Origin of the sequence: Streptomyces sp. H27-H5 (genome assembly GCF_026627505.1) — a bacterium.
Classification (GTDB): Bacteria; Actinomycetota; Actinomycetes; order Streptomycetales; family Streptomycetaceae; genus Streptomyces.
The window spans coordinates 1-25,753 of sequence record NZ_JAPNLK010000101.1 but is presented as its reverse complement, the minus strand read 5'-3'; the positions used below and the strand labels follow the sequence as shown (position 1 = coordinate 25,753).

Annotated in this window: 24 protein-coding genes and 6 pseudogenes; 15 read left to right on the top strand and 15 right to left on the bottom strand. The window is 68.9% G+C overall.

The features are described 5' to 3' along the window. Window positions 1-123: 123 nt before the first annotated feature. Window positions 124-552 (bottom strand): annotated as a pseudogene (locus tag OTB19_RS34715) (IS110 family transposase); the annotation flags it as partial. Window positions 553-756: 204 nt separating this feature from the next. On the opposite strand from OTB19_RS34715, the pseudogene OTB19_RS34710 reads away from it, so the two are divergent. Next, window positions 757-1,506: pseudogene (locus OTB19_RS34710) on the top strand (transposase). 392 nt (window positions 1,507-1,898) lie between these two features. Next, window positions 1,899-2,096 (top strand): hypothetical protein, encoded by a 198-nt coding sequence (locus OTB19_RS34705; protein ID WP_267802714.1) that lies wholly within the window; start codon window positions 1,899-1,901, stop codon window positions 2,094-2,096. 301 nt (window positions 2,097-2,397) lie between these two features. On the opposite strand, the gene crcB is transcribed toward OTB19_RS34705, so the two are convergent. From crcB to OTB19_RS34665, 8 genes are all read right to left on the bottom strand, one after another. Beyond that, a complete protein-coding gene (gene crcB, locus OTB19_RS34700; protein ID WP_267802713.1) occupies window positions 2,398-2,772 on the bottom strand; it encodes a fluoride efflux transporter CrcB in 375 nt (124 codons plus the stop codon). After that, window positions 2,769-3,116 (bottom strand): DUF190 domain-containing protein, encoded by a 348-nt coding sequence (locus tag OTB19_RS34695; RefSeq protein WP_267802712.1) that lies wholly within the window; start codon window positions 3,114-3,116, stop codon window positions 2,769-2,771. The genes crcB and OTB19_RS34695 overlap by 4 nt, the downstream gene beginning before the upstream one ends. After that, entirely contained in the window at window positions 3,113-3,601 is a 489-nt protein-coding gene (locus OTB19_RS34690; RefSeq protein WP_267802711.1) for a fluoride efflux transporter FluC, read from the bottom strand. Before OTB19_RS34690 ends, OTB19_RS34695 begins: the two co-directional genes overlap by 4 nt. 409 nt (window positions 3,602-4,010) lie before the next feature. After that, entirely contained in the window at window positions 4,011-4,460 is a 450-nt protein-coding gene (locus tag OTB19_RS34685) for a universal stress protein (protein ID WP_267802710.1), read from the bottom strand. Window positions 4,461-4,578: 118 nt separating this feature from the next. Then, a complete protein-coding gene (locus tag OTB19_RS34680; RefSeq protein WP_267802709.1) occupies window positions 4,579-6,978 on the bottom strand; it encodes a glycoside hydrolase family 65 protein in 2,400 nt (799 codons plus the stop codon). Continuing rightward, window positions 6,975-7,736 carry an HAD family hydrolase gene (locus tag OTB19_RS34675; RefSeq protein ID WP_267802708.1) on the bottom strand — a complete coding sequence of 254 codons (762 nt, stop codon included), beginning with the start codon at window positions 7,734-7,736 and terminating at the stop codon, window positions 6,975-6,977. Before OTB19_RS34675 ends, OTB19_RS34680 begins: the two co-directional genes overlap by 4 nt. Further along, entirely contained in the window at window positions 7,733-8,419 is a 687-nt protein-coding gene (locus tag OTB19_RS34670; RefSeq protein WP_267802707.1) for a helix-turn-helix domain-containing protein, read from the bottom strand. Before OTB19_RS34670 ends, OTB19_RS34675 begins: the two co-directional genes overlap by 4 nt. Before the next feature lie 5 nt (window positions 8,420-8,424). Then, window positions 8,425-9,501: an alcohol dehydrogenase catalytic domain-containing protein gene (locus OTB19_RS34665; protein ID WP_267802706.1), complete on the bottom strand. Its 1,077-nt coding sequence runs from the start codon at window positions 9,499-9,501 to the stop codon at window positions 8,425-8,427. A gap of 173 nt (window positions 9,502-9,674) precedes the next feature. Here OTB19_RS34665 and OTB19_RS34660 point away from each other — a divergent pair, with 173 nt between their 5' ends. The 4 genes from OTB19_RS34660 (at window position 9,675) to OTB19_RS34645 (ending at window position 13,624) form a co-directional block, all read left to right on the top strand. After that, on the top strand, window positions 9,675-11,075 hold the full coding sequence (locus tag OTB19_RS34660) for an MBL fold metallo-hydrolase (RefSeq protein WP_267802705.1): 1,401 nt from the start codon (window positions 9,675-9,677) through the stop codon (window positions 11,073-11,075). Window positions 11,076-11,278: 203 nt separating this feature from the next. After that, window positions 11,279-11,845: a CBS domain-containing protein gene (locus tag OTB19_RS34655; protein WP_324290571.1), complete on the top strand. Its 567-nt coding sequence runs from the start codon at window positions 11,279-11,281 to the stop codon at window positions 11,843-11,845. 199 nt (window positions 11,846-12,044) lie between these two features. After that, window positions 12,045-12,701, top strand: a complete 657-nt coding sequence (locus OTB19_RS34650; RefSeq protein WP_267802704.1) for a CBS domain-containing protein — start codon at window positions 12,045-12,047, stop codon at window positions 12,699-12,701. Window positions 12,702-12,742: 41 nt separating this feature from the next. Then, window positions 12,743-13,624 carry a universal stress protein gene (locus OTB19_RS34645; protein WP_267802703.1) on the top strand — a complete coding sequence of 294 codons (882 nt, stop codon included), beginning with the start codon at window positions 12,743-12,745 and terminating at the stop codon, window positions 13,622-13,624. Between the two features lie 8 nt (window positions 13,625-13,632). On the opposite strand, the pseudogene OTB19_RS43780 reads toward OTB19_RS34645, so the two are convergent. Further along, a pseudogene (locus tag OTB19_RS43780) lies at window positions 13,633-13,752 on the bottom strand (IS630 family transposase); the annotation flags it as partial. Between the two features lie 240 nt (window positions 13,753-13,992). Here OTB19_RS43780 and OTB19_RS34640 point away from each other — a divergent pair. Continuing rightward, window positions 13,993-14,616: an STAS domain-containing protein gene (locus OTB19_RS34640; protein ID WP_267802702.1), complete on the top strand. Its 624-nt coding sequence runs from the start codon at window positions 13,993-13,995 to the stop codon at window positions 14,614-14,616. 532 nt (window positions 14,617-15,148) lie between these two features. Here OTB19_RS34640 and OTB19_RS34635 read toward each other — a convergent pair. After that, window positions 15,149-15,277 (bottom strand): hypothetical protein, encoded by a 129-nt coding sequence (locus OTB19_RS34635; RefSeq protein ID WP_267802701.1) that lies wholly within the window; start codon window positions 15,275-15,277, stop codon window positions 15,149-15,151. A 347-nt stretch (window positions 15,278-15,624) separates the two neighbouring features. Between OTB19_RS34635 and OTB19_RS34630 the strand changes: the two genes are divergently transcribed. Beyond that, window positions 15,625-16,062 carry an NfeD family protein gene (locus OTB19_RS34630; RefSeq protein WP_267802700.1) on the top strand — a complete coding sequence of 146 codons (438 nt, stop codon included), beginning with the start codon at window positions 15,625-15,627 and terminating at the stop codon, window positions 16,060-16,062. A 4-nt stretch (window positions 16,063-16,066) separates the two neighbouring features. Then, the gene (locus OTB19_RS34625) at window positions 16,067-17,137 is read left to right on the top strand and encodes an SPFH domain-containing protein (protein WP_267802699.1); all 1,071 of its coding nucleotides are present in this window, start codon (window positions 16,067-16,069) and stop codon (window positions 17,135-17,137) included. Between the two features lie 454 nt (window positions 17,138-17,591). On the opposite strand, the pseudogene OTB19_RS34620 reads toward OTB19_RS34625, so the two are convergent. Beyond that, window positions 17,592-18,056: pseudogene (locus OTB19_RS34620) on the bottom strand (DUF72 domain-containing protein); the annotation flags it as partial. Window positions 18,057-18,844: 788 nt separating this feature from the next. Here OTB19_RS34620 and OTB19_RS34615 point away from each other — a divergent pair. The 5 genes from OTB19_RS34615 to OTB19_RS34595 all read left to right on the top strand — a co-directional run bounded on the left by OTB19_RS34615 (window position 18,845) and on the right by OTB19_RS34595 (window position 21,394). After that, window positions 18,845-19,036, top strand: coding sequence for a DUF1059 domain-containing protein (locus OTB19_RS34615; RefSeq protein WP_267802698.1), 192 nt, complete (start codon window positions 18,845-18,847; stop codon window positions 19,034-19,036). Window positions 19,037-19,165: 129 nt separating this feature from the next. Continuing rightward, window positions 19,166-19,705 (top strand): GNAT family N-acetyltransferase, encoded by a 540-nt coding sequence (locus OTB19_RS34610; RefSeq protein WP_267802697.1) that lies wholly within the window; start codon window positions 19,166-19,168, stop codon window positions 19,703-19,705. 177 nt (window positions 19,706-19,882) lie between these two features. Further along, window positions 19,883-20,080, top strand: coding sequence for a hypothetical protein (locus OTB19_RS34605; RefSeq protein WP_267802696.1), 198 nt, complete (start codon window positions 19,883-19,885; stop codon window positions 20,078-20,080). A 223-nt stretch (window positions 20,081-20,303) separates the two neighbouring features. Further along, window positions 20,304-21,026: an alpha/beta hydrolase gene (locus OTB19_RS34600; RefSeq protein WP_267802695.1), complete on the top strand. Its 723-nt coding sequence runs from the start codon at window positions 20,304-20,306 to the stop codon at window positions 21,024-21,026. A 176-nt stretch (window positions 21,027-21,202) separates the two neighbouring features. Beyond that, window positions 21,203-21,394 (top strand): hypothetical protein, encoded by a 192-nt coding sequence (locus tag OTB19_RS34595; protein ID WP_267802694.1) that lies wholly within the window; start codon window positions 21,203-21,205, stop codon window positions 21,392-21,394. Window positions 21,395-21,993: 599 nt separating this feature from the next. On the opposite strand, the gene OTB19_RS34590 is transcribed toward OTB19_RS34595, so the two are convergent. Together OTB19_RS34590 and OTB19_RS43775 are read right to left on the bottom strand one after the other, a co-directional pair. Further along, window positions 21,994-23,148, bottom strand: coding sequence for an oxygenase MpaB family protein (locus OTB19_RS34590; protein ID WP_267802693.1), 1,155 nt, complete (start codon window positions 23,146-23,148; stop codon window positions 21,994-21,996). A gap of 433 nt (window positions 23,149-23,581) precedes the next feature. Beyond that, a pseudogene (locus tag OTB19_RS43775) lies at window positions 23,582-23,761 on the bottom strand (IS5/IS1182 family transposase); the annotation flags it as partial. Between the two features lie 417 nt (window positions 23,762-24,178). Here OTB19_RS43775 and OTB19_RS34585 point away from each other — a divergent pair. Continuing rightward, window positions 24,179-24,780: pseudogene (locus tag OTB19_RS34585) on the top strand (IS5 family transposase); the annotation flags it as partial. Window positions 24,781-24,848: 68 nt separating this feature from the next. Here the strand turns inward: OTB19_RS34585 and OTB19_RS34580 are convergent. Further along, a complete protein-coding gene (locus OTB19_RS34580) occupies window positions 24,849-25,625 on the bottom strand; it encodes a NucA/NucB deoxyribonuclease domain-containing protein (protein ID WP_267802692.1) in 777 nt (258 codons plus the stop codon). Between the last annotated feature and the right edge of the window lie 128 nt (window positions 25,626-25,753).

The following is a 25,753-nucleotide window of genomic DNA, read 5'->3' as shown; positions in this document are numbered from 1 at the left end:
ACCGTGTGCCGGACCGAAGCCGGGTCGTCCGAGGACCGCTTCCCGCAGGATGCCTGCGCGCTCACACAGCGTCACCAATCCAGCCACGCCCAACCGGCAAAGGACCTGCGACGCGCTGCACTAGTCGAGGCGGCGCGAGGTGAGGATGCGCAGGTCCACAGCGATCTCGTCACCGCGGTGCACGGTCTGAAGATCGCGGCGCATGCGGGCCTGGTCCGCGATGACGAAGGCGTCCTTCGCGTCGGTTTTCCCGTCGCCTCGGTAGGAGCCGGAGGCGTGATGTCTGGTGCGGCCGGGGATGTAGAGGACCCGCTGCCCGTTGTCGGTCAGCAGCGCGATCATCAGCGCGGCCCCTCCAGCGTTGAGGTCGATCGCCCACGTCACCGGCCCGTCCTCGCTCAGCGCGAGGACATCAGCCATCAGTTCGATCAGTGCACTTTCATCGTTGGCCACCCGTCGCGACAGCTTCCGCTGGCCGTCAGAGTCGAGCACCACGCAGTGATGCTCGGCCTTGCCCGCATCCGTACCAGCCCACAGTTCGGGCACAGCCACCTCCGAAGTCGTATCCGTTCGAGTCCCAGCAGACGACCTCGCCAGCGTGTCCTTTACGAAGCGATCTTGTCGCGCGCATCCCAATCAGTGAGCATTTTCAGCGTGGCCACCGATCGGGTGACGTGATGCTGGTGGTGGAACGGGCAGAGCCCCACGGGTGTTGAGCGAATTGTCTAGGCTCAGCTCGTCCCCGGTGGGGCTCTGTTGGTTCCTTATCGTGCCGTACTCGATGTCCCACACGCACTCGTGGAGTGGGTGACGATGCTGATCGTCACCCGCGAGGGTGACAGACGGTGCAAACTCCCGCCCGCAAGCAGGGCGCTGGCCGCACTGGTGTACCTCCGCAAGAACGACACCCTCCACCAGATCGCCGCCGGGTTCGGGATCAGCGTGGGCACCGCCCACGCATATGTCCACGCCGTCGTCGCGCTCCTGGCCGGCCGGGCGCCGGGCCTGACCGCGGCCTTGCGAGCGGCGGACGCCCGGTACGTCCTGCTCGACGGGACTCTCGCCGAATGCGACCGGGTCGGCGACAGCCGAGCCGACTAATCCGGCAAACACCGCCGTCACGGCGTGAACCTGCAGGTCGTCACCGCCCCGGACGGAACCCTTGTCTGGATCTCCGCCGCACTCGCGGGCCGGATCCACGATCTCACCGCGGCCCGCCGGCACCGGATCATCGCCACCTGCGTCCGCCTCGGCATCCCCGTCCTGGCGGACAAGGCCTACCAGGGAGCGGGCGACGTCGTCGCCGTCCCCCACCGGCGACGGCCCGGCAAAGACCTCACCGTCAAACAGGCGGCCGTCAACCGGGCACACTCCCGTCTCCGCCGGCCAGTCGAGAGAGCCATCGCCCGAATCAAAACCTGGCGCATCCTCCGCAAAGCCCGTCTCAGCCCCATCAAGCTCACGTCAATCGCCAGAGCCATCCTCACACTGGAGACTCACCGCTGAAAATGCTCAGTGACTTCGAGCACCTGGCCGTCCAAGGCCGGCCAAGCAACTCCCGGTAGGTGCGGCCCGGCCGCGGCCTCAAGTTCGGGGCGTCGTGGTCCGCGGCCCTACACCCGGCGCCACGCACTCGCTGTGGACCCGGTGATCCCCATGTCCACGCGGACACTGCCCCGACCCGGCGCCGCGAACGATCCGGTGACCGGCAGCGGCACCCCCGTCGGCCCCCTGGCCTGACAGCGCCGCCTCGGACGGCCGGCGTCCGCCAGTGGGCCGGGCAGGCGTCGTGCGCGGGCAGCCTGCGGCCGAAGCCACCGGCCGTCGCCGCTCTGCGCCGCCACGTGGTGACCGACCCGGGGGTGAAAACCGTCGGCCCACTGGATAGCGTGATCACGGTGACCAAGCCCCAGAGGAACCGAGCACAAGACAAAGACCTCGACGACCGCGGATGGTCGGCGCAGGCATTCGCCGCGCTGCTGCTGGCCGCCTTCGCGGTCGTGGCCGTATGCGCGCTGATCGGCGGTTGGCCTGGGTTGGTGGGCATCGCCGTCACCGCGATCGTCCTGATCGGCATCGCCGCCTACCGCCTGTAGAGCACACGCTCCCATTGATCAAACCCCCCGGCGCCGGCAAAGCCCGGGGAGCGGGCTGCGTCGGTGACTGGAGCGAGTTCTCCGGTGAGCTTGCCGTGGCGGTCGGCTCAGGCGCCGTTCAGGCCGATGATCTCCACCGTTCTGCCGCTGCACGCAACGATCGTCGTCGTCCACCAGGCCTCCACCGACCCGAGCGAGACTTCGCGAACTGGGCCTGGACCACTGCGTGGCCCCGACACCTGCTGCTGCCCGTTGGCCGAGAACTCGGGGCCGGGGCGGGGCCGGGGGGCGGGGCCGGCGCTCACGCCCAGTGGGCTTTGGCGAGGGCGAGGCCGGCGAAGACGGCGCCGAGGCCGGCCACCACGCTGGCGATCACGTTGACGGCGGCGTAGAACGTGGCGCCGTCCTCGGTCAGGCGCAGTGTCTCGTAGGAGAACGTCGAATAGGTGGTCAGGGCCCCGCACAGTCCGGTGCCGACCAGCAATTGCACGTGGGAGGACGCGGCCCCGGCGGTGACCGCGCCGGTCAGCAGGCCCAGGATCAGGCAGCCGACGATGTTGACGGTGAAGGTCCCCCACGGGAAGACGCTGTCGTGCCGCTTTTGTACGGCCCGGTCGGTCAGGTAGCGCAGAGGGGCGCCGACCGCCGCGCCGATGGCCACCAGAAGCCAGTTCACGTGTTCTTCTCCCGTCCCGCGTATCGGATGACCTCGCAGTCGTCCAGGATCACCAGCCCGGATCCCACCAGCTCGTCCAGTTCGGGGAGGAAGGCGCGGACCTTGTCGTCGGCGTCGACGATGATCACGGCCACCGGGAGGTCGTCGCTCAAGGACAGCAGCCGCTGGGTGTGGATGAGCGAGGACGCGCCGAAGCCCTCGATGCCGCGAAACACGCTGGCCCCGGCCAGGCCGGCTTTCCGGGCGCGGTGGACGATCTCGGTGTAGACGGGTTTGTGGTGCCACAGGTCGGTTTCCCCGATGAAGATCGTCACCCGCAGGGCCCTGCCCGTGAGCCTGGTCATCGCTGCCTCCACGCCACTACGCGGCGGGTCGCCCACACCGCACTGCACACCGCCGCCAGCGCGGCCATCACCGTCAGGACCAGGTACACGAGCCCCGCCCCGATCCGGCCTCCGGTCATCAGTGTGTGGATGTCGACCGCGTACGTCGAGAATGTGGTGAACCCGCCCAGCACGCCGGTGCCGAAGAACGGCCGCACCAGCCGGTGCGCGGACCAGAGCTGTGTGATCACGACCATGAACACGCCGATCACCGCGCACCCCGCCGTGTTGACGCCCAGCGTCGTCCACGGGAAGCCGCCCGGCGCGGTCGGCCATATCAGCGAGGCCCCGTAACGGGCCGACGCCCCGGCGGCACCCCCCAGGGCGACGACGGCGACGACAAGCCACTGCCCGCCGGCCGCGTCGCGGCCAAGGCCGGCCGCAGGCACCTCGACGTCCGGGTTGATGGGCTCGGCCACGCGGGAGGGGAAAGCTGGGGTGGACATACGTCTCCTACCTGCTGGGCACCCGTCTCGGGCACGCGCCAAACGCAAGTAGGGACCGTTGGCGGCGCGATGCCGCGGTTCGGGTACGGCGGGCCCCACCGCCGCTGCGACCACCCCCGAAGGGCTCCGCAGTCACGATTCTACCGACCGAAACGCGACCTGGGGTCCGGTACACACCCGCGCGAACCGGGTGCCCAGGCGGCGCACCGGGTCGCGCCGCCCGATGCGGGCGGCGGCCACGGGCAACCACCCCAGGGACCAGGCGGCCGTGGGAGGCTGTCCCCGTCGAGCCCTCCCCTGCCAGGAGCCCCGTATGAGCCATCCCCCTCCCACCGGAGCCGGCGGCCGAAGCCCGCCGCGCCCCGAAGGCGCCTACGGCCCTCTGGCGCTCGGGGCGCCCGCCGAGGGACTACGCGGCGACCGCGTCCGGCCGGACGATGGTGACCGCGCAGGGAGCGTGCAGCGCGACCTGCTGACTCACCGACCCGAGCATGGCCCGGCGGAATCCTCCGTGGCCGCGGCTGCCCACGACCAGCATGTCGGCGCCCTGCGCCTGATCCACCAGGACCTCGGCCGGGTTGCCCCGCACCAGGCGCTCGTGCACCTGGGAAGCGCCGCCCTCGCCGAGGACCGTACGGACCTCTTCGACCAGACGACGCTCGGCCTCCTCCTCGTCGAAGTCGGCGTCCACCGCCGGGGCCGACCACGTTCCGGCGCCGGGCAGGTCCCACGCGGCGACCGCGTCCACCGTCCCGCCCACCAGGCCCGCGTACCGGACCGCCCAGCGCAGCGCTGCCTGGGACGAGGGTGATCCGTCGATGCCCACTACGACCCGCGGAGTCTCAAGCTGCCTGTCCATCCCGACTCACCTTCCGATCGCTGTACATCCACAGTGTGCGAAGCGGGTTCGCCTCGCCACGCGGAGCGGCCGCAGGGGCGGCCACTGCCCGAACCGGCTGATGCCGGCGGGCCCTGCCTCACTGTCGGGGCAAGCGGAACCACCTCTCCTGACCTGCGGCAACGCTCTCAAGCCGGTCTCCGGGCAGCACGAGGGGCACGGGGCCCAGCGGGGACGGCGGAACCTTGATGCCGATTCGCCCGGGGCGGAAGGTGATGCGGACGTCCCGGTGCCCGAGGTAGCAGACCGAGAAGGAGGAGGCCGGCACCTCCGACAGCGGCACCGGGTCGACGCGCAGGCCGTCGGCGCCCGGATCGAGCCCGACGAACCCGCGCTCGACGAGGTCGAGCGTGCCGCCCGTGGCGCCGAGGTGGATGCCTTCACCGGTGGTACCGCCTTGGACGTCGGTGATGTCGCTGAGCAGCGCCTCCTGGCAGTACCGCCACGCGCCCTCGCCCTGCTGCCGGGCGAGGATCCAACCGTGGACGAGGCTGCTGAGCGTCGAGCCATGGCAAGTGCGCCGCAGGTAGTACGCGACCGTCCGTCGCCAGAGCTCGTCGTCCAGGCTGTAGCCGAGGCGGGAGAACAGCCCCGCGAGTTCCGCAGGGCGAAAGAGGTAGCCGAGCATGAGGGTGTCGGCCTGCTTCGACGCCTGGTAGCGGTTGGGCGTGTCCCCCTCGGCCTCCAGGATCCGGTCGAGGCGGCGAATGTCGTGGTAGCGGGCGCGGTAGGCGTCCCAGTTCAGTTCGGCGAGGGCGCCGTAGCCGTGGAACTGGCTGATCACGTCACGGTGGAACGGCACGTACAAGCGGTGCGAGACGTCCTCCCAGCGGTGGAGGTCGTCGGGGCCGATGCCCGATTGCGCGCGCAGTTCGGCGCGCCTGGCCATCGGAAGTCCTCCGTACAGGTCGAGAGCCCGGGCGAGCACCCACGCTGCCGTGACGTTCGTGTACGCGTTGTCGTCGATTCCCTGTTCCCGAGCGTCCGGATAGGCGTCGTGGTATTCGTCCGGGCCTACGACGCCTCGGATCCGGTAGCGGCCGAGGCCGGGGTCCCAGGTCGCGGCGCCGGCCCAGAAACGTGCGATGTGCAGGAAGAGTTCGGCGCCGGGGCCATGCATGAAGCCGGTGTCGCCGGTGGCCTGGCCGTACTGCCACGCGTTCCAGCCGATGGCCGAACCCACGTGGCGCTGGAGGCGGGAATGGTCGGGCAGCCAGCGCCGGGAGTGCGGATTGAGGTGCAGGCGCTGCGTCTCCTCCGCTCCGGAACCGCCGCTCTGCCAGGGGAACATCGCGCCCTTGGCCCCGATCTGCCGAGCGGCTTCCCGGGCTGCGGGCAGACGCCGATGCCGGTACATCAGCAGGGCGCGCGCGGTCTCAGGGAAGTGAAGGGCGAGGTAGGGGAGGGCGAAGAGTTCGTCCCAGAAGACGTGCCCCCGGTACGCCTCCCCGTGCAGGCCTCGGGCCGGCACGCCTGCGTCGAGTTCCGCCGTCCGTGGCGAGAGTGTCTGCAGGACGTGGAAGGCGTGGAGACGCAGAATTCTTCCGGTCTCGCCAGGTGCCTTCACCTCGCCCTCGTTCCACAGCCGTTGCCACGACGCCTTGTGGGAGGCCAGGAGGGTGGGGAAGTCCGGAGGGTGCCCCACGTGCTCGGCGCTGTTCCTCACGGGGTCGCCCCAGGGGCGGTCGAGCGACGTGAACAGCGCCGCGGTCTTCACGATCACGACCTGTGCCGCGCGTCTGATCGGCAGGACGAACGTCTGCCGGGCGACGGTGGCCGTACAGGCTCTCCCGACGGGCGCCGGCGGCCGTGCCCAGGTACGTACGGCGAGTCCCACCCGCAGGCGGGAGGTGGCGGTGGTGCAGGCCAGCCAGGCTATGCCTTCCGCCTCCACTCCGCTCCGGTGCTCGACGAGGTGCCGCCCGGCCAAGGCCTGGTATCGGTCCACCCCCGCATTGACGATGTCTCCGTCGAGCACGGATTCAACCTCGATCCTGCCTTGCCAGCCATACGCGCTGAACACGCTGCGTTGCGCGGCCAGATGAGGGTCACCGAGATGGACCAGGCGGGTGTGGGTGACGCCCAGGCGGCGGCCTCTGATGTCATGGAAGAGCATGCGGCGGGTGAGCGTTCCTCCCCTCAGGTCCAGAGAGACGTGGCAGTGTCGCAAGGTCGGATGGTCCGGAGTCAGCCAGTCACCGGGCGGTGCGTCGTCGGGCAGGCAGCGGTAGCGCAGGGCCGTCCAGTCCGGCAGACGGACCATGTCCTCGTTGGAAATCTCTCGCCCGGCGACCGTCGAGGTGAGGCGGTCATAGCAGCCGGCGAGGTACGTGGCCGGGTAGTGGATGTCGTCGGCGACGCTCTCGGGAGCCGAACCTCGCGTGGCGAAGCGGCCGTTGCCGAGAGTGCACAGGGACTCGACCAGCCGCTCCTCCTTGGGATCGTAGCGGTGGTACTCCCAGCGCCAGTGGGCGTTCACCGATGCCGGCCGTCGTCGAGGGCGGCAGGCAGACCCGCCAGACCGGGGAGCACGAGGTCGGCACCATGCGCGAGCAGCGCTTGGTCCGCCGATGGGCCGCCGTCCCGGTTGAGCCCCACGACCAGACGGAAACGCCCGCCACGCCCGGTTTCGACACCGACCAAGGCGTCCTCCACCACCGCGGCCCGCGCCGGAGCCGTTTCAAGGCGGGCCGCGGCGGCCAGGAAGAGGGCGGGGTCCGGCTTCCCCGGCAGGGCCAACGCGGCGGCGTCCTGTCCATCTACCACGGCGTCGAGCAAGGCGTCGAGGCCCGTGGCCTGCAGCAGGAGGCGAGCGTGCCGAGAGGCCGAGACGGCCGCAGATCTGACGTTCATCGCCCGAAGCCGCCGGAGCGTGGGACGGACGTCCTCGAAGACGTCGACACCGCGGGTCATGAGGGCCTCGGAGAAGATCCGCTCCTTTCGAGCGGCAACCGCATGGACGGTGGCGCATCCAGGCTGGTCCTGTGGCGTGCCGGAGGGCAGGTCGATGTGTCGGGAGGAGAGGAACGCGCGTACGCCGTCGAGGCGGGACCTTCCGTCCACCAGGTCCCGGTAGTCGCGCACGGCGTCGAAGGGACGCGGAGGCCCGTCGCCCGTGGGCGGCTGCCATTGCGTGAGACAGTCGTCGAAGGTCGTCTTCCAGGCAGCCGCATGGCGGACCGCCGTGGCGAGGAGCACGCCGTCGGTGTCGAAGACGACCGCGCCCGTGTCGCTCATGACTCGTGCGCCACGCGTCGACCGGTGAGCCGGACGGGAGTGAGTTTCATCCAGTGGGTGCGCGGGCCTCCGGCCCAGGGCTGGGACCGGGCCGCGGCCGTCAGGTGCCGGACCTCCTCGGAGTCCGTGACGGCTTCCAGTTCACCCACGGCCAGGACGCTCCAACCGCCGGCGGTGACATCGTCGATGTTGTCGATCTCGAAGGCCACCTCCGTGCCCGCAGCCCTGGCCGCGAGGGCTTCCACGGCGGTGCGAAAGGCGATGTCCGAGCCCGCGATCAGGTAGTTGACCGGAAGAACAGCCGGTCCTTCGGGGGTGAAAACGGCGATGCGTCCGACTCCGTGCGTACCCAGCAGCGTTCGGCACTCGTCCTCCTCCAGCGGAGTCAGGGCGGTGTCGCGACGGGCTGTGGAACGGCCGGGGACGCTGCTCGCGCTCGCGCCGGTCAGATCATCGACGGTGACGCCGAGAACGTCGGCGACGCGGACGAGGAGACCGACGGCCGGGGAGGCCGCGTGCTCCTCCAGATAGGCGATGTAGTTGGCGTCGGCACCACACCGGCGTGCCAGCTCCTCACGACTGATCCCGAGGCCGGTGCGACGGGCCGCCACGCGGCGGCCGAGGTCGGTGCGTCCGTCCGGCCCACCGGGCTGCTGCGGGCGGATGCTCGGCGTGCTCTTCATGGCACTCACTGCTCCTGGGGCGGTACGGCGAGGATGTCGTGCTGCGGTCCTCCGAGCACGACCTTGAGCGCGCCGGTATCGGCGGCCCGGGCGAAGACGTCGTACGCCTCCTCCATCCGGTCCAGCTCGAAACGATGGGTGACCATCGCGGCACCAGCGAGGCGGCCTGCGGCCATCATGCGCAACAGCATGGGGGTGGAGTGCGTGTCGACGAGACCGGTGGTGATGGTGACGTCCTTGATCCAGAGATCTTCCAGGTGCAGGGTGGCGGCCTTGCCGTGGACGCCGATGTTGGCGACGTGCCCGCCGGGGCGAACCATGCGGGTGCACATCTCGAACGTCTCGGGCACACCCACGGCCTCGATCACCACGTCCGCGCCGAGCCCCTCGGTGAGATCCTCGATCAACCACTCAGGCTCCTCCCTCGCACTGGCCGTGGCATCGGCGCCCAGGTCGCGCGCGGCTGCCAGGCGGGAGGCGGCGAGGTCGACCGCTATGATCCGCCCGGGGCTGTAGAGTCCGGCGGTCGCGATGGCTGCCAGGCCGATGGGTCCGGCACCGACCACGACGACCGTGTCTCCGGGACGCACATTCCCGTTGAGCACGCCCACCTCGTAGGCCGTTGGGAAGATGTCGGCGAGCAGCACGGCATCGTGGCTGCTCACAGCACTGGGGAGCGCGTGGACGGAAAGGTCGGCGAAGGGAACGCGGACGTACTCCGCCTGGGTGCCGTCGATCGTGTGCCCCAGCAGCCAGCCGCCGCCCCCGCGGCACTGTCCGTAGTGGCCCTCACGGCAGAAGCGGCAGCGGCCACAGGCGGAGATGCAGGAGACGAGGACGCGATCGCCCGGACGGACGCTGCGTACGACGCCGCCGATCTCGACCACGGTTCCGACGGCTTCATGCCCCAGGACACGGCCGGCTGTCACCTCGGGTACATCGCCCTTGATGATGTGCAGGTCGGTGCCGCAGATCGTCACGCCGTCGACCCGGACGATCGCATCGGCGGCGTCCTTGATCGCGGGATCCGGGACGTCCTGCCAGGATGTCTGCCCGGGACCTTGGAAGACGAGTGCCTTCATCACTGCGGCCTCTCTGTGCGGCGCGGGAATCGTTCACCGCCAGGCTGTGCCCTTGTGACCACGTGCCGCTTGGGCCGGTCGGCCCCTTCGAGGGGAACTGGGGTCTCTCCCTCGCGCGATGCCGGGTGCGACGGTGGAATCCGGCACCCGTCCCCGAAAGGAGGGCCGCTGCCATGTTCCATCCGGTCCCTTCACCCACCCTCAGTCCGGCCCTGCTGAGGTTCCTCGGCGGAGTCCGGACGGTCACGGGCAGCAAGTTCCTGGTCGAGAGCGACCACACCCGGATCCTCGTCGACTGCGGACTCTTCCAGGGTGTCGCGGACCTGCGCCGCCGCAACTGGGACAAGTTCCCGTGCGACGCCTCCGACATCCATGCCGTTGTGGTCACCCACGCCCACCTGGACCACTGCGGCTACCTCCCCCGTCTGGTACGGCATGGCTTTCGTGGCCCGATCCTGACCAGCGCGGCCACCGCACGTCTCGCCGAGATCGCCCTTCGCGACAGCGCCCGCCTACAGATGGAGGCGGCCGAGCACGCCAACCGACACGGCTGGTCCAAGCATCGGCCCGCCAAGCCCCTCTACGACGATGACGACGTCGACCGCACCGTGAAGTTCTTCGACCCCGTACCCGTGGGCAGCGACATCGAGATCATGGGCGGTACCAGGCTCACCCTCCACCACGGCGGCCACATACTCGGCTCCGCCTGGACCCACCTGACCCTGGAGGACGGCCACACCCTCGCGGTCAGCGGCGACCTCGGCCGCCCCGGACACCCGCTCCTGCTGCCGCCCGAGCCGTTCTCCGGCGCGGACGTCCTGCTGATGGAGTCCACCTACGGCGACCGTCCACGCGACCACGAGAACGCCCGCCGGGGATTCGCCACCGTGATCACCCGCACCCTGTCCCGGGGCGGAACGGTCGTGATCCCCGCCTTCGCGATCGACCGCACCGAGGTCGTCCTGCACGAACTCGCCACTCTGCGCGGCGACGGCACCCTGCCCGGCAACGTACCCGTCTACGTCGACAGCCCCATGGCCCTGGCCGCCCTGAACGTCTATCGCGACGCCTTGCGCGCCCACTCCCCCGAGATACGGCCCGAGGTCCTCGCCCGGGGCGAAGGGGCGATCAGCCCCGAGCCGTTCCTGGCAGCCCGCACCGTGCAGGAGTCCATCGAGATCAACAAGGCCGGCGGGCCGGCGATCATCGTATCCTCCGCCGGCATGGCCACCGGCGGCCGTGTCCTGCACCACCTCCCCCGGATCCTGCCCGACTCCCGCAACGCCGTAGTGATCGTCGGCTTCGCCGCCCAAGGCACCCGAGCCCGCGACCTCGTCGACGGCGCACGCACCCTGAAGATGTTCGGCGAATACGTCCCCGTACGCGCCGAGGTGGCCGATGTACCGCACTTCTCGGCACACGCGGACGCCGACCAGATCATCGAATGGCTGCGCGCCGCCCCACCCCCGCACACCACCGCGGCGAGGAAACCGCGGCCGAGACCCTCCGCAACCGCATCGACCACGAGCTGGGTTGGACGGCCGTGGTCCCCAAGTCGGGCGAAGCCGTCCTGATCCGCTGACCAGGGCCGGACGGATCCCCGCATGTACACCGCGCGGCCCTCCCGAAACCTTGAGCGACGGAGCAGCATGGGAACGCAGATAAGGCTGATCGCCATGAACACCATCCTCGGCTCCACACGATTTCACTCCCGCCGCCCGGCCCTCGTCCCGACCAGCGGCGGAACCCCAATCGCCACACACGTTGAGGACTCACCATGACCTCCACCCCGTACACCGTCGCCGACGTCATGACCCGCAAGGTCATCGCCGTCACGCCCTCCACCGGTTTCAAGGACATCGCCGCGGCGATGAAGCGCTGGAAGGTCACCGCTCTCCCTGTCATCGAAGGCGAGGGACGCGTCGTGGGCCTGGTCTCCGAGGCCGACCTCCTGCCCAAGGAGGAGTTCCACGAGAGCGGCCCCGGCCTGATCGAGCAGATGCGCCGACTCGGCGAGACCGCCAAAGCCGGCTCCACACAGGCAGAGGGGCTGATGACGAGCCCCGCCGTCACGATCCGCCCGGACGCCACCCTGCCCCGGGCCGCCCGCCTCATGGCGGACCGGCACATCAAGCGCCTCCCCGTGGTCGACGCTGACGGCACGCTCCAAGGCATCGTCAGCCGCGCAGATCTCCTCAAGGTCTTCCTCCGCACCGACGAGGATCTCGCCTCCGAGATCCGCCACACCGTCGTCGAGCGGCTCTTCCCGCTCTCCCACAAGAGCGTGGCGGTCACCGTTGACCAGGGGATCGCCACTACCGGTCAGGTACGGACCGCGACGTGATCCCGATGGCCGAACACCTCACACGATCGGTCGAGGGCATCGTCGGCGTCCGCTGCCGACTCGAGGCGCTTGCCCCCGCGTAGGGCTCGGGCAAAGCCGCGCGGTCTTCGCCGGTGGCACCCGCCGGCCCCGCGCCCGTCAGCCAGTCAGTGGCATGTCGGTCGGAGCATCGCCCGCCGATGAGCGCTAGGAAATGACCATGAGACATCGAGAAGTACGAGAGCTGATGACCCGGGAGGTCATCGCCGTTCCCCCGGACGCCACCTTCAAGGACATCGTCCGAGCGCTCATCGAGCATGAGGTTTCTGCAGTCCCCGTCGTCGACTCTTCCGGTCACCCCCTCGGCGTCATCTCCGAGAGGGACATGCTGGCGAAGCCCTCGGACCAGGGCGAGTACTTCCGGTCTCTTCCCCGGCGCGAGGCCTGGGGGCAGGACAAGGCGGGGGCCTCACGGGCAGAGGAACTGATGTCGGCTCCCGCCGTATGCGCGAAACCGGACTGGACCGTGGCGGAAGCCGCCAGACTGATGGAGGCACAAGGAGTCAAGCGGCTTCTGGTCGTCGACGAAAAGGACGTGCTCGTCGGAATCGTCAGCAGACGGGACCTGCTGACAATCTTCCTCCGCAAAGACGACGAGATCAGCCACGAGATCACAGGCGACATCCTCGACCGCACCCTCCAACAAGACCCCACCGTCGTCACGGTCGAGGTGAAAGACGGCCGCGTAGAGCTTCACGGAACCGTGAAGTTCAAGAGCCTCATCCCCGTGATCGAACGGTTGTGCCGGACTGTGGACGGGGTGACCTCGGTGGCTCAACACCTCGGTTACGCGATCGACGACACGACAGGCGCGTGAAGGGGCGTAGGGCCACCCCAAAAGGACAGGGAAGAGCCACCATGAACGACCGCATCGTCGTAGGCCTCGACGGAACCAGGGAAAGTGTCGCTGCGGGCCAATGGGCCGCCCGCGAGGCACACCTTCGCAACGTGCCGTTGCACCTCGTCCACGCGGAGGAATCGACAGCACCGCTCGACGCTCCCGCCCTCACAGCCGACGTCCGCCGTCACTGGACGGACGCTCTGCTGAGCGAGGCGGCGGACGACCTTCTCACAAGCCAGGCCGGAGTGGTCGTCAGCACCGAATCAATCGACGGCCCACCGGCCACCTCCCTTACGAGGATCGCGGAGGACGCGAGCTTGCTCGTCCTGGGCTCCCGCGGCCTGGGCAGCCTCACCGGATACATCCTCGGTTCCGTGGCCATGGCCGTCGTCCACACCACGGAGCGGCCCGTCGTCCTGGTGCGCGCCGGCGAGGATGCCGAGGCGTCCTCAGGCAGCACGCACACCCACGATCGCCCCTTGGTGGTGGGGCTCGACCTCAGCCGCCCGTGCGACGCGCTCCTGTCGTTCGCGTTCACAGAGGCATCGCTGCGGGACTGTGCGCTCCACGCCGTGTTCAGCTGGAAGCTCCCCCCGGTGGCCGGTTACGGGTCGGCCTACGACCCACGTGTGCACGCCCAACTCGACCTCAGCGCGAGGACCAGCCTGAGCGACGTCCTGCGGCCCTGGCGAGAGAAGTACCCGGCGATCGACGTCATCGAGTATGCGTCCGCCGGCCACCCGGTACATCAACTCTTGGAGAAGGCGTCTGGAGCAGGCCTGCTCATCGTCGGCCGCCGCATCCGCCGGTCGCCGGTCGGTGCGCACATCGGACCCGTCACGCACGCGGTCATCCACCACGCGCGGGTGCCCCTCGCCGTCATCGCGCACAGGTACTGAGGATTTCGAGGTGGAATCGGTGGGTTGTAAGCCAGGCCGGTGGCGGTGAGACAGCCGTCGATGAGGTGGGGTCGGAGCCGGATCCTGCGCGACTCGCGGCGGAGTCTGCGATCGAGGTCGGCGGGGGTGAACGCGCACGGTCCCGATGACGTAGGGCACGTTCTGCTCGCGATGGATGCGTCATAGAGCGAGAGGGCCAATTGCCGGCTGTCCGATCTGCGGGCCACGAACGCCTGCCAGGCGACGACGACCGCGATGACGGCGACGACCGTCCATTCACCGGCCTTGAGGGCTTGAGATGCATGGTCTGACCCTGCCGACAATGGAAGCTCCGAGGGCTCCAACGCTCCCGGTGGGAGGAGAGCACATTGATCACCACGAACGTTCAGCGCTACGGCACGGTCCTGGTAAGCGTCACCGGGGCACTTGACGAGGAAGCGGGCGCGGCGCTCCAGCGGGCGCTGGACGATGTCACTGTGGACGAGCGGGACGTCATGGTCGACCTGCATGGCGCAATGTCCGTGGACGCCGACGGCCTGCTCCGCCTCCTGGCCGTGCACCGGCGGGCGGAGAGCCTGGGACTGCGCGTCTTGGTCGTCGGCTGGCAGCCCCAGCCTCAGCAGCTCATGGCCGATGTCGCGGGTATCCGCGGGCGCGGCTCGGCCACCGGCGAGCGGTACGCGCTGGCGGGGTTTCGCCGGCTGATCGAGGAGCGGGCTCAGCGCGCACGAGACCTCTCGGCTTTCGACGCCGGATGGCTGCCCGGCGTCCAGCCCGACCGCATCGTCACACGGACGGTTCCCTTCCTCAGAGGCCGGCGCCTCCACTCCACTAACGCGGGATCGGTGAGATCCACGTCGTCGGCGTGCTCGAGTCCGGCCTCGGCGAGGCATACGCGATACGTGCCGAGTGGTGGTCAACCCCGGTGGCGATGCCGTGGCAGCGGACTCGGCGCCGGCCCTTTGCGTCCGGCCGGCAGACGTTCAACTTGACGGCCATGCGCCCAGCCTCCGTCCCGTCCGCGCACGTCGGCACCCGTCGCCGCTCGAAGGAGTGTCGCCCAACGTCGGCTGCGACACGTGTCGACGTGGACCTCAAGACCGGCGGCTCAATCGCCGACGCCCTGTCTCAGGGGCGATCACGAGTGCCGAAAGTGGTCAAGCCTTCCCGGTCTGACGCCTTCAGAAGGCGGGGCATTCCGGCGGGAAGGAAGGCTTGCTCACGGAGACCGATCACTCTTGGTTACGCCCTCGTCAGGATGAGCCGAAGGACGTGCAGGGCCGCCCAGCCCAGGTAAACCCCAGAACCCCTCGCGCGAGCGTGCGCAGGAGAGGGACGACGACATGCGTGACGACGCGCCGTAGCCCGCGTCGCCGCGCAGTGGGCCCGCCCGAACCGCACCCTCGGGCGGGCCCTGCCACACCCCATCCCCGCTTCCCCGGCCTGAGCGCCTCTAAAGTCACACCCTGGAACGCGATCTTGATTCGGTTTCGGGGTCAGACATCGTCGCGCCAGAATCCGGTCTCACGGCCGGCGTACTCGATGTGTTTTTGAACCGCCCTTCAGATCCCCTGTGATCTGCCGCTTGACGAAGCCGAGCTTGTCCCCGACGTTCTCCGCGAAGCCGTCGGTGCCATGGACGAGCTGCAGCATCACAGTGGTCGTCCAGGCCGTGGAAGATGACAACACACGCTTGCTTGACCTCGCCTTCCCAGCGTCGTCCACGTCGCCGCAGGTCCCTTTCGAGGTTCACCTCGGCACCCGGGGAACAAGATCCAAGTACTTCGCGCCAACGGCTGTACCCATGGCCCCTACGGTCGCCCTCCTCCCATCTGAGGCGTTGGTGCCTCCTGCGACCCCAGAATCTCGGCCCAGACGGCCGACCCCGCGACGCTGCGACATCCGTCGAATCGCAAGGCCGGTTTCCAGCACAATTATCGGGTAAACAACCACAAAGATCGCAATTAGCGCTCTCCTTCACTCACGAGGAGGCGTAAGGCATGGAGCCCTGGCTGGTTTGGCTCATTGCCGCTCTGGTCCTGGGTGCGGTGGAGATAGTCACTCTCACCGCCGCGCTCGGGCTGTTGGGCGGCGCAGCTCTGGTCACAGCCGTATTCGCCGCTGTCGGTTTGCCCCTGCCCTGGCAGTTCCTACTGTTCGCGGTCGTGTCGGCGTTCGGCGTGATTTTCGTACGCCCGGTCGCCCTTCGCCGCCTGTCCTCACCGCCGAACGGGGACGGACGCTTCGGTGTCGACGCCCTCGTCGGCGAGGCCGCCTATGTGACATCTGAGGTGTCGAAGCTGGGCGGCAGAGTCCGTATCGGTGGTGAGGAGTGGACGGCGCGTGCCTACGACGAGACGTTGGTGATCCCTCCCGGCACAGCCGTCGATGTCATGGAGATCAAGGGCACGACCGCGCTCGTCTATCCCCGGGAGTGAGCCCATGGAGATTTCCGCGCTTCTGATAGCCGGCCTGCTCGTCGCGATCCTCGCCGTCCTCACCGTGGTGCGGGCGGTACGCATAGTTCCCCAGGCCCGTGCCCGCAATGTCGAGCGGCTGGGCCGCTACCACCGCACCCTCAAGCCCGGGCTCAATGTCGTGATTCCGTACGTCGACCGCGTCTACCCGGTGATCGACCTGCGTGAGCAGGTCGTCTCCTTCCAACCGCAGCCGGTCATCACGGAGGACAACCTGGTGGTCGAGATCGACACCGTTCTCTACTTTCAGGTCACCGACCCGCGCGCGGCGGCCTACGAGATCGCCAACTTCCTCCAGGCGGTGGAACAGCTGACGGTCACCACGCTGCGCAACGTCGTCGGATCCATGGACCTGGAAAAAACCCTGACCTCGCGGGACACCATCAACAACCAGCTCCGCGGTGTCCTTGACGAAGCCACCGGCAAGTGGGGGCTCAGAGTCAACCGGGTGGAGATCAAGGCCATCGACCCGCCTCAGTCCATCAAGGATGCGATGGAGAAGCAGATGCGGGCCGAGCGGGACAAACGCGCCGCCATCCTCGGGGCCGAGGGGCAGCGCCAGTCCCAGATCCTCACCGCGGAAGGCGACAAGCAGTCCGCCGTCCTTCGCGCCGAGGGCAACCGGACCGCCGAGATCCTCAAGGCGGAGGGCCAGTCGAGGGCCATCGACGAAGTCTTCCAAGCCGTGCACCGCAACGACCCCGACCCCAAACTGCTCGCCTACCAGTACCTCCAGGTACTCCCCCAGCTCGCGCAGGGGCCGGGCAACACGTTCTGGGTGATACCCGGCGAGGTCACCTCCGCCCTCCAGGACGTCACCCGCGCCTTCACCGAATCCCTTCCCCAGTCCGCCGCCACCCGCGAGGCGTCCTCCGACGACCTGGCCGTCCAGGCCGCGAAAGACGCGGCGAAAGCGGCGGAAGCCGCCGCGGAAGCCCTCGCCGACGCCGCCGAGGCAGACAGCGGGGCCGCAACGCAGCCCCGGATCGCAGGGCACAGCTCTGGGGCAACACCGGCGTCCGGGTCACCGAACTGAGTCCGCTGTTCCCGCATCGCGACGAGTCCACGCGGAACCCAAGTCGGCCTTGTGCCGTTGCCCGACTGGCTCCACAGCTGCGGCTGTTGACCACCTTGACCTCCTTCGCCATGGCCGTGGACGTGACCTTGGCCGATCTGCACTTGGAGGCTTGCCTGCGGACGCGGCCACCAGCGAGCTGCTGCGCCGCCGGGAGGCTGCCCGGACGGCAGCGTGCCGGTGTGGAGAAGTGGGCTTCACCCAAGGCGTATGCCAGGCGGAAGAAGGAGCCGATGCCGAGTACCGCAAGGGCAACGAGCGTCGGCATGGCGTTGGCCGCCGGAGTGCCCGTGCCGCTGTGACCGCTCCGCCATTCGGGCCCGCGCAACATGGAGGGCGGGTCCGCTCCGAGGATGCGCTGCATCGTACCCGCTGCCCGCACGGGCGCATCGGCGCAGCAGTTGTTGAAAAGGACGTGTACGGAGTCTGCTTGCCCCGACATCGCCCGCACAGGTGACACCCACGGCGTCAGCTCGGCCTCAGTATTTGTGTGGCGGTAGCTCTCCTCCTTGCTCCCGGGACCGGTGGAGCCCCACCGGGGGCTGCGCCCGTGGAAACGGGCGACGGCCAGGGACGGCGTGGTGACAGCCGCGACCGGAGGAACGGATGCCGGCAGTCCCTGGGCCGTATCGACGGCGACAGTGGCCACTTCGCGCCGGGCGAGGAGCCGGGCCGTCGCCGCCCGTCTCTCCGCACTCCACCATCCGGGGTGACGGAATTCCACGGCCACCGGCCAGCCCTCTGCCCGACCGATGCACTCCTCGACCAGTCGCTCGGCCCTCGACCCGGGAGCGAGCGACGGCGGTAACTGAAACAACAGAGCTCCCAGCCGCCCGCTCTCGCGCAGGGGCTCAAGAGCACTGCTGAAGCGCTGCCACACCTCCTTGAGCAATCCGGTGTCGGCCCGCACCCGGGCGGGATCGCCCTGTTGCCGCAAGTCGGCGGGGAGCGCTGCGGTGCGGGTCGGATGGCCGGTGAGCAGAAAGCCTTGACGTCGAACCGGAAGCCCGGCGGGGTCCGTTGGGCCCACAGCATGCTGTTGCGCAGATGACTCGGCAGTCCGTAGCGCCCGCGAAGAGCGGGAGCACGTGGGGTTCCCCACTGAAGGGTTGCGACCGCATGAGACGCAGGGCTACGGCAACTTCGGTCCACCACCCACAGCCATCAAGAGGAGGCTCATGCCGAGCGCGACTCCGGCTACGAACACCAGAAAGGGCCCGGGCCCCACCCTCAGCCGGGATCCCCCGTCGCCGTGTCGAGCAACCGCCGCCGGCAGCGCCGTCCCACGATCGACAGCGTGGGACGGCGTTCGGGGCACCGACGGACTCACGGACGCCACTCCCCTTTTCGCCCATCCCTCCTACAGACACCTCAGCCGAAGCAGGAGCAGACGCGACAGCCCCCCGGGCAACGGCGGGCGGCACTAGCCTGGGCGTTGTCGATCCGCGGAAGATGGTGGATGCGACGATACGCGGGCCGTGATGCCGAAGTGAGCCAGTGGGCTCCCGCACTGCGGTTGCGGGCGCGCCCGTGAGCTTCTCAGCCGAAGCTTTCGTTTTCGGCTGAGAAGGAGGAGGATCGGAAGGGCCCCGTATGCGCCGGCCCTCGCATCCAGGGCCCCTCCGGGGGCGCCGTCAGCGGCACCGCCACCAGCACGGGAGGCACGCCATGCGCAAGGTCATGGACTGCAGGGAGCACCCCAGCGAAACGCATTGCACGCTGACGATCGCGGGCGAGGAGGAAGAAGTCCTGCGGGCAGCGACTTCGCACGCTGTCGCAGTGCACGGTCATGAAGACACCCCGGAATTTCGCGCCTCGATGCGAGGCCTCCTGAAGGACGAGGTGCCCCAGCACACCTGAGCACAGCTCCTCACCGGGCAGCCCATGGGATGGACTGGCCCGAAGGGGATGAGGGGATGGGGGACGGGGTCGGATGCGGGGCACCGATTTCAAGATCGTCAACAGTGTCCCGAGATCTATGCTCTGTTCATGATCAAGGGAAAGTTGGTAAGCCTTCGCGCGCAGGATGCGGAGCATCACGTTCGGTGGCGCAACGATCCGGAAGTGGTCCACTGGGCCGCCGGCGGTAACCCGTGCTTCGGCCCGGTCACGGCGGAGGCCATCGCGCTCGGCTTTGAGACGATGCTGCGGCTGAACCCGAGGGAATCGGCCGTCTTCACGGTCGAGGACCTGGCCGACGGCACGGTGATCGGCATGGTGGACTACCGCGACCTGGACCCGTTCGCAGGGCTGGCCACGGTCGGCGTCACCATTGGCGAGCGGGACCGATGGGGCTGCGGCCATGGCTCCGAAGCGCTGCGATTGTTGGTGCGGCACCTGTTCGGAGTATTCGGGCTACACCGGATCGAACTCGACACCTGGAGCGGCAACGAGCGGGCGGTCCGAGCCTTCACCAAGGTCGGCTTCCGCGAGGAGGGGCGACGTCGGTCCACCGTGCTGGTCGAGGGCAAGCGGCACGACACCGTGCTCTTTGGGATGCTGCGCGAGGAATGGCCGGACACACGCTGAATGCCCCTCGTCAGCGAGCCGGACCCGCACTGCTACATGCGTCCGACAGCGGGCATCTGCCGTATCGGGCGCAACACCACCCTCCGCCACCATCAGTAGTCGCCAAGGTGCGCGAAGTAACGCTCTGTGCCAGCTTGGGCGGGAGGAATCCACACCCCCACGCACCGAGGAGCCGACATGGGCGGTAAGCAGGACAAGCGCCAGGAGCCGGGCAAGGGCCGCGAGGAACAGCAGCGCCCACAGCGACCCGGTCAGGACCCGGTCCACCCCGAGCCGCGCACCCCCTCGCGCGGCGGGGAGCGCCACGAGGATGTCGAGCGCCGCCGCGAGGAAGACGCGCACGACGATCGCTACCTGCGCGACGACGCGTTCTGAGCCAGCGATACACCACGCACGCAGAGCCCGGCCGGGCTCGGAGTCAGCCGGCCGGGCTCTCTCACGCCCGCCTGACCCGCTCGACGCGCCGGTACGAGGGCTGCGCGGCGCACGATCCGCGACGACCGGTCAGAGGACGGACACCTCCTACAGCCAATGGGTCAAGCCCTTGTCCAGCGCGGGATCCGCCGATGGCACACGCGGACAGGAGTGGGTCTGCACGGTGGCCGTCCAGGTCTATTCCTGGGCGTGCGCTTCCCTGGCCTGGTTGGACGCGAACAAGAGCCTGGACATCGCCGCCGACCACCTCGTCACCCTCGACTACGTAGACGAGGACCGCATTGGCGTCCTCGGCATCTGCGGCGGAGGCGGCTACGCCGTGAACGCCGCGATGACCGAACGCCGCTTCAAGGCCGTCGGCACCGTCACCGACGTCAACTTCGGCCGCATGATGCGCGAAGGCGACCTCAGCCCCGACGCCGCCATCACCACCCTCGACGCCGTCGCGAAACAGCGCACGGCCGAAGCCCGCGGCGCAGACCCGCGCGTCGACGTCGCCCTGCCCGACTCCCCGGACAAGGCCGCCGAGCTCGGCATCACCGCCCTCGACGTCCTGGAGGCCACCAAGTACTACCGCACCCACCGCGGCCGGCAGCCCAACGGCGTCAACAAGTCCCTGTTCTCCCACATGGGACCCGCCATCGGCTGGGACGCCTACCACCTGGCCGACCAGCTCCTTACCCAGCCCCTCCAAATCGTGGTCGGCGCCATCCCGGGCGAGTTCGGCGCCTACCGCGACGGCTTCGAGCTCTTCAACCGGGCCCGCTCGCAGGAGAAGGACATCCTCGTCGTCCCCGGCCAGTCCCACTACGACCTGTACTGGAAGCCCGAAGCCACCGAACAGGCCCCGGCCGTCCTGATCCCCTTCTACAACAAACACCTCTGACCAGCCGGCAGCCGGCTTCACAAGGCCGGCCCCCTGGCTCCCGGGCCGGCGCCGTAACTCCGGCGCCGGCTCCCTCTCCCGATCCGCTCCCGCGCGCGCCGAAGGCCGAACGGCCGGGCCGCGGGCCGTGCAGGGCGCAGAGACGCACCCCGCTTCTCTCGACTGGAGAACGAGCAATGTCCCGGGAGATCGACCCGTACAGCTTCCTGCCCCCGGTGCCGGCCTACTCGCTGCGCAGCGCCGACATCGCCGACGGCCAGGCCCTCGGTATCACGCAGCGCAGCGGGATCTTCGGCGGACCGGGCCAGGACCGGTCCCCCACCTGGCCTGGTACGAACAGCCCTCGGCTACACCGAGTTTCGCGGTGACCTGCTAAGACGCGGACGCCCCCACCCCAAGCGGATTCTGACACCGGGCGTTCCCGATATCCCCGCCATCATCACCGAACTCCCGGCGGGCGCCGGCGACGCGAGCGGAGCCGGGCTGCCTGCTTGCGCGAGGGCTCTCGCCAACGACACCGGGCAGGAGCGGTTCCTGGGTTTTGTTGAGCATCGAGGCGCAGGTTGGCGCTGACGATCTTGGCGTCGGGTAGGAGGGTGGCGCCGGTGTGTTCGGGCAGCCGCTGGGCGGCCACCCGTGCCCCCTGGGGCTACCCAGGCGGGGCGTAGGGGTGCGCGTGCTCGCGTCGGCCGCGACCGTTGTCGTCGTTGTGTGGCCACGGAGAGCGTCGACACCGAGCGTAATCTCCCTCGCCGCCCCGAGTGGGTGGCCGGCCTCCGGACCGGGGGCCGCGGATGGCGTCTGCGGGTACACCGGGCCGGAAGCCCGGCGGCCGGTTTCGCAGCCTCTGTCACGCCCGGTCCGCCCGTCTGAATGCTCCGCCGCGAGTGCCTTCGACGGGCCCAGTCAGGTGCCGTGGAATCTCACCGCGCCTACTCCAGGGGGCGTGCGGGACGGTTCGGGGTGGTCAGCGGTTGTCGTGGAGGTCCTGGTGCATCTGGGGCTGGTCGTCCTGGTCGTGGGTGAGGGCGAACTTCTGGATCTCGTTGAAGCTTTTCGAGGCGATGCCGACGATCTCCTTGTACGGGTTGACGCCGGTGGCCTTCTTGATGCCGCCGCCGAGGATGCCGGCGCCGATGCCGCTGACCATGTCGTGGCCGGCCGCAATCGGTTTGGCGACCGCGCCAAGGGCGCTCTTGGGCAGGCCGGCCATGTCAGCGTACTTGTCGGTGAACGCGTGGCGGACCATCGCGGTGAACGCGTCGTGGACGCCGGGCGGGTAGAACTTTTTGTAGAAGTCGATGGCCTGTTTGGTCATGAAGACCCCGTCGTCTGTCTTCTTCCACTCCTCGTCGCGCACGTGGTTCCACATGGATTCGACCAGGTCGGGATCCTTGGGAAGGAGCCACTTCTCGGGTGTGCCCAGATAGTGGTTGACGTAGTGCCAGGCACACATGAAGCCCTTGGCGTCGTCCTTGGCGACGTCGATGCCAAGACGTTCCATGGCCTGGATGATCTGGGTGGAAAAGACGCACGTGGCGCCGGTGGTGTACTTCTGCGAGACCGGCTCGCCCCACTTGGCGTAGTCCCACTCGCCGCTCTTCTTGTGGAGTTGGCGAACCGAGGCGTGGACCAGACGGACCTTGGTGACGTTCGCCGCGAGGGTGCCGTCGCGCAGGGCGTTCGTGTTGCCCATGTCGATGAAGAGTCGGGAGGACTGTGACAGGCGCCGGCCCGGGCCCTGGACACCACCGAGGCGGCCGGTTGAGCGGAGGGTGAACGCGCCGGTCGGGGAAAGGTAGGTGCCGATGAGGCCGACTGTGCCCTGGAGCATGCTGACTTCGCCGTGGTGGTGGGCGAAGAAGCTCTCCGCGGCCTTGACGTCGGCCTCGGACCAGTCCGGCGGCCCGACCGCGGCCTCCTTGAGGAACTCCGCCAGACGGGGCGGCAATTCGGAGAGGTCCTGGCCTGGTTTGAGGGTGCCGATGGTACGGAACAGGGCGTTGACCCCGTCGATCTCCTTGTTGTCGATCAGGTCGCGGACCATCTGGTCGGCCTTCGGGTCACCGACCTTGTTCGCCGCTTCCAGTTCGGAGGCGATCGTCGCCGTCGTCAGTCCCATGCCGGGACTCCATTCTCGAGATTCGGTAAGAGTTCACAGCCACGGCGCACCTCATCGGTCACTGCGAGGGCGACGGGCCGGGAACACCGTCGGACAGGGACGATCGTTTCGCTCACCCACCGGGTGGGGGAACCCGCACGGCCTGCGGGATCGTTTTCCCCTCACCCGAACGGACCAGACCCGTGACCGCCCTTGACCTGCGGAAACGGTCCGGCCACAGCAGACGTCGATCAGGCCGGTTGCCGATCGGCTCCCATGGGCGGATCGTCCGGGAGCCGTGACGCTGATGGCCGCTCGACGCGGACGCCGGGCGGAAGTCGTCACCGCCTCCATCATGCTGATCGCTCTCGGCACGGGCGCGCCGGCTTCCCAGCTCGGTGCGGTCACCCTGTCCGGCGGCCGCCTCGCACACCCGGCGCCGGCCAACCAGGCTCGGCCTACCGAGTCCGCTTCGTGGGATCGAACTCCGGCCATGACCGCCTCGCAGGCCGGTACATCACCGGCCTGGCCTGCGATGACATGGATGGAGAGGCTGCGCCAGGCTGTGAGTGGTTCGGCGGACCTTCGTGCTCAAGCCACCGCGGGAGCTTCCGCGCGCGTGATCCTCCGGCTCAGGTCAGCTGCAACTCCCCGGCCCTGGAGCCTTCCGGCAAGTAGGCTGCTGCGCCAGTAGCGCTGTAACGACGCGGCGCACAGAAGTACCGGGGGGCCTGTGGCCGTCTCCTATGCCGTCACCGAGATCAGTCTCACGGGAAGTGTCGCCCTCGCCCCGCCGAAGAACGGCATGACTCTCTTCATCGGCCCCAACAACAGCGGTAAGTCGCTCTTGCTGCGCGAACTCTCCTCCTGCGCCATCAACCCGAGATGCGATCGAGCAACCCGTACTGGGTCCACGGCGCACGTCCCGAGAACGAGGGCAGTGGAGCTGAGTTCCTGGCTTGGCTCGGAGAGCGAGGACACCGGTCTTGGCAGCCCGAACCCGGAGCTGCCGTGCAGTACCGCTCCGGCACGGGAACCTCCCTCACCGCAGATGGCGAGCGTGGACTCGACGATCTGCTGGGCCCACCAACACGCCACTGGTGCCCGTCACCGGGCCCCGACGGTGCCGGGCAGACGAGCCCGGCCAGCCCACCACCGGGACGATGAAGGTCTTGGCCGCTCCCGCGGTGGCCTCACTACAAAGATCCGCTTAGTTGGTGAAGGCGGCCTGCGGCCCCTGGCCCTACTGATCACACCCGGACAATGGGGCGCCGCGCCTCAGTTGATTCCGGTCCTGGAGCGCATCCGCGTCCCGCCGCCGATAGGCGGGCACCCGCGCACCCGCCCGGACCACCTCAGCGGCGATCGTGCCTACAGCTTTCGGCGCAACCGCGCCGCTACCTGCGGCGCCGACAGATCAAGCACATCATCCCTGAACCGAGGGATCAGCAGGCCAATCGCTTGCACCGTGGAAGCCGAGGCGGCCGGCCCACCAGCTTCGAGAAGGCCCGCTACGTTCGCAGGAACGAAGTGGAGCGGCTGATCGGAAAGTTGCAGATCAACCGGGCGGTTGCCACGAGGTGCGACAAACGGGCCTGTGTCTTCCACGGCACTGTGACCGTTGCGGCCGTACGCCTGTGGCTTCGCGCATGACCCGCCAGACGGAACCCAGCTGGCCCCTGGTCTGCCTCCCCGGGTGCCCGGGGAGGCAGACCCGCCGCCTACGCGTCGATGATGACCTCGAACTCCTCGCCCTCCATGATGCGGTCGGACGTCACCGCGCTCCCGAACTCGGAACCCGCAGCGGAGTTGTCCTTGTCGTCGACATGGGCACGGATGCAGGGCGCGTTGGGCGGGGTGCCCCGGTCGACCTGGACGTTCGCGACATCCCAGACGCCGTTGACCTCGCGCGGGGTGATGTCGATACACAGGGCACCGTCGTTCCCGCCCTGCACTGACTTGGCGAACGGGTACTCGTCACACGAGTCGTTGGGGATGCCGGTGGCACCCCGGGGAAACTTGTACGGCCCACGGTCACAGGTCAGGGCACGCCTGCCCTTGGCGTTCGGGTCAAGAGGGTCGACATGCCACCGGTTCAACAGGTGGCCGGGGGTGCCGAAATTGCCCGTGAGGTTCTTCTGCGCCCACTCGTAGGCGACGGCCGCCCCTTTGTAGAGCGACCGGTGGTATGTCACGTTGGCCGTGTGCCCGTCCACGATGCATCCGGGCCAGCTCCCGACCTTGTCGTCACAGCGCACCTTGGGGCCGGGCCAGTCCAGGCGGGTGTTCACGGGCCGCCCGCCGCCCGTGACGGTCTTGATGGTCCCGATTACGTGGTAGGAGGGCTGGACGATCGTGTCGAAGCCCTTGCCGACCGACGAGCTGTAGGAGAGGGTCCCGTCCTCCCGGCCCTGGCCGTTCTTCAGGAGCACGGGCGCGCCGCCCCAGGCCGGTGCCCCAGCCGTGCACTGGCCGCTGCACGTGGCGTTCAGCGCCATCTGAGGGGCCTCGCGTTTTCCGGACAGGGATCTGACCGATTAATTCATGCGGCGAGTCGCAGATTCTCAAACTCGGCATGGACTTCCCGCGGAGGCCGGTAACCAACTGCCGAGTGGAGACGCTTGAG

What these genes read in the sequence shown, in the direction of transcription:
- OTB19_RS34655 (WP_324290571.1), top strand. Translation starts at nt 11,279, where the DNA reads ATGACCTCCACCCCGTACACCGTCGCCGACGTCATGACCCGCAAGGTC.
- OTB19_RS34685 (WP_267802710.1), bottom strand. Translation starts at nt 4,460, where the DNA reads ATGGACAGGCAGCTTGAGACTCCGCGGGTCGTAGTGGGCATCGACGGA.
- OTB19_RS34605 (WP_267802696.1), top strand. Translation starts at nt 19,883, where the DNA reads ATGGGCGGTAAGCAGGACAAGCGCCAGGAGCCGGGCAAGGGCCGCGAG.
- OTB19_RS34650 (WP_267802704.1), top strand. Translation starts at nt 12,045, where the DNA reads ATGAGACATCGAGAAGTACGAGAGCTGATGACCCGGGAGGTCATCGCC.
- OTB19_RS34690 (WP_267802711.1), bottom strand. Translation starts at nt 3,601, where the DNA reads ATGTCCACCCCAGCTTTCCCCTCCCGCGTGGCCGAGCCCATCAACCCG.
- OTB19_RS34590 (WP_267802693.1), bottom strand. Translation starts at nt 23,148, where the DNA reads ATGGGACTGACGACGGCGACGATCGCCTCCGAACTGGAAGCGGCGAAC.
- OTB19_RS34660 (WP_267802705.1), top strand. Translation starts at nt 9,675, where the DNA reads ATGTTCCATCCGGTCCCTTCACCCACCCTCAGTCCGGCCCTGCTGAGG.
- OTB19_RS34625 (WP_267802699.1), top strand. Translation starts at nt 16,067, where the DNA reads ATGGAGATTTCCGCGCTTCTGATAGCCGGCCTGCTCGTCGCGATCCTC.
- OTB19_RS34610 (WP_267802697.1), top strand. Translation starts at nt 19,166, where the DNA reads ATGATCAAGGGAAAGTTGGTAAGCCTTCGCGCGCAGGATGCGGAGCAT.
- OTB19_RS34695 (WP_267802712.1), bottom strand. Translation starts at nt 3,116, where the DNA reads ATGACCAGGCTCACGGGCAGGGCCCTGCGGGTGACGATCTTCATCGGG.
- OTB19_RS34615 (WP_267802698.1), top strand. Translation starts at nt 18,845, where the DNA reads ATGCGCAAGGTCATGGACTGCAGGGAGCACCCCAGCGAAACGCATTGC.
- OTB19_RS34675 (WP_267802708.1), bottom strand. Translation starts at nt 7,736, where the DNA reads ATGAGCGACACGGGCGCGGTCGTCTTCGACACCGACGGCGTGCTCCTC.
- OTB19_RS34635 (WP_267802701.1), bottom strand. Translation starts at nt 15,277, where the DNA reads ATGCTGCAGCTCGTCCATGGCACCGACGGCTTCGCGGAGAACGTCGGG.
- OTB19_RS34580 (WP_267802692.1), bottom strand. Translation starts at nt 25,625, where the DNA reads ATGGCGCTGAACGCCACGTGCAGCGGCCAGTGCACGGCTGGGGCACCG.
- OTB19_RS34665 (WP_267802706.1), bottom strand. Translation starts at nt 9,501, where the DNA reads ATGAAGGCACTCGTCTTCCAAGGTCCCGGGCAGACATCCTGGCAGGAC.
- OTB19_RS34645 (WP_267802703.1), top strand. Translation starts at nt 12,743, where the DNA reads ATGAACGACCGCATCGTCGTAGGCCTCGACGGAACCAGGGAAAGTGTC.
- OTB19_RS34595 (WP_267802694.1), top strand. Translation starts at nt 21,203, where the DNA reads ATGTCCCGGGAGATCGACCCGTACAGCTTCCTGCCCCCGGTGCCGGCC.
- OTB19_RS34670 (WP_267802707.1), bottom strand. Translation starts at nt 8,419, where the DNA reads ATGAAGAGCACGCCGAGCATCCGCCCGCAGCAGCCCGGTGGGCCGGAC.
- OTB19_RS34630 (WP_267802700.1), top strand. Translation starts at nt 15,625, where the DNA reads ATGGAGCCCTGGCTGGTTTGGCTCATTGCCGCTCTGGTCCTGGGTGCG.